General features: G+C 70.5%; 1 protein-coding gene. It reads left to right on the top strand.

What is annotated here, in order from left to right; all coding sequences use genetic code 11:
• Positions 1-5: 5 nt before the first annotated feature.
• The coding region (locus tag ACFWRV_RS36385) for an amino acid adenylation domain-containing protein (RefSeq protein ID WP_384340476.1) at positions 6-1,589 on the top strand (1,584 nt) is incomplete at its 3' end.

The raw sequence follows: 1,589 nt of genomic DNA, 5'->3' as shown, positions 1-1,589 counted from the left end.
AGTCCGTGGACAACCCTGTCACCGCACTCGCGCCTGATCATCCTGCGTACGTCATCTACACCTCCGGCTCCACCGGCCGACCCAAAGGCGTCGTCATGCCCGCGGGTGCGCTGGTGAACCTACTGGAGTGGCACCACGAGGCGGTCGGTGGCGAACCCGGCACCAGAACCGCGCAGTTCACGGCCATCAGCTTCGACGTCTCCGCGCAGGAGATGCTGTCGGCCCTGATGTACGGCAAGACCCTGGTGATCCCGGACGAGGACGTCCGGCGGGACGCGACCCGGTTCGTCGAGTGGCTGGACGAGCACCAAGTGCAGGAACTGTTCGCGCCCAACCTCGTGCTGGAGGCCGTCGCCGAGGCCGCCGTCGAGCAGGGACGCGCGCTGCCCCGGCTGCGGACCATCGCCCAGGCCGGCGAGGCCTTGACGTTGAGCCGCGTCATCCGCGAGTTCCACACCGCGATACCGGAGCGCGTGCTGCACAACCACTACGGCCCCACTGAGACCCACGTGGTCACGGCCCACACCCTGAGCGACGACCCCGGCACCTGGCCGCTCGCCGCGCCGATCGGCCGACCGATCGCGAACACGCGCACCTACGTTCTGGGTTCGGGGCTGGAGTTGGTGGCGCCCGGCGTGGTGGGGGAGCTGTACATTGCGGGGTCCGGTGTGGCCCGCGGCTACCTGGGCAGGCCCGGTATGACGGCCGAGCGGTTCGTGGCGGACCCGTACGCTCCCGAACCCGGTTCTCGTATGTACCGCACCGGTGACCTGGTGCGGTGGAACCAGGACGGCGAGCTGGAGTTCGTCGGCCGCGCCGACCACCAGGTCAAGATCCGTGGCTTCCGCATCGAACCCGGCGAGATCGAGAAGGTCCTCACCGAGCACGCTCACATCACCCAGGCCGCCGTAGTCGCCCGCGAGGACCAGCCTGGCAGGACCCTGCTGGTGGCCTATGTCGTGGCGCGGGAGACCCTGCGGCCCGAGGAGGCGAGGGAGCTCGTGCGCGAGCGGCTGCCTGAACACATGGTGCCCTCGGCCGTCGTACTCCTGGACAGCCTGCCACTGACGGCCAACGGCAAGTTGGACCGGGCCGCCCTCCCCGCGCCGGACTTCGCGCCGACCGGATCCGGACGGGAGGCGCGCACGCCGCAGGAGCAGATCGTGTGCGATCTGTTCGCGCAGGTGCTGGGCGTGCCCCGGGTCGGCGTGGACGACGACTTCTTCGAACGCGGCGGGCACTCGCTGCTGGCCACCCGGCTCATCGCCCGCATCCGGGCCGCCTTCAGCGTCGAGATCGGCCTGCGCACGCTCTTCGAGGCGCGGACCGCCGGCGCGGTCGCGGCCCGGCTCGACACCGCCGGGCCCGCACGGCTCGCTCTGACCAAGCAGCAACTGCCCGACCCGGTGCCCCTGTCGTTCGCACAGCGCAGGCTGTGGTTCCTGCACAAGATGGAGGGGCCGAGCGCCACCTACAACATCCCGCTGGCCCTGCGGCTGAGTGGTGAGTTGGACTGTGACGCGCTGCGTGCGGCTCTCGGTGACGTGGTGGCCCGGCACGAGAGTCTGCGGACGGTGTTCCCCGAGGCC

This window comes from Streptomyces sp. NPDC058576 (assembly GCF_042718715.1).
Classification (GTDB): domain Bacteria; phylum Actinomycetota; class Actinomycetes; order Streptomycetales; family Streptomycetaceae; genus Streptomyces.
Note: the sequence above shows the minus strand (reverse complement) of the source record. Positions and strands in the feature narration are given on the sequence as shown.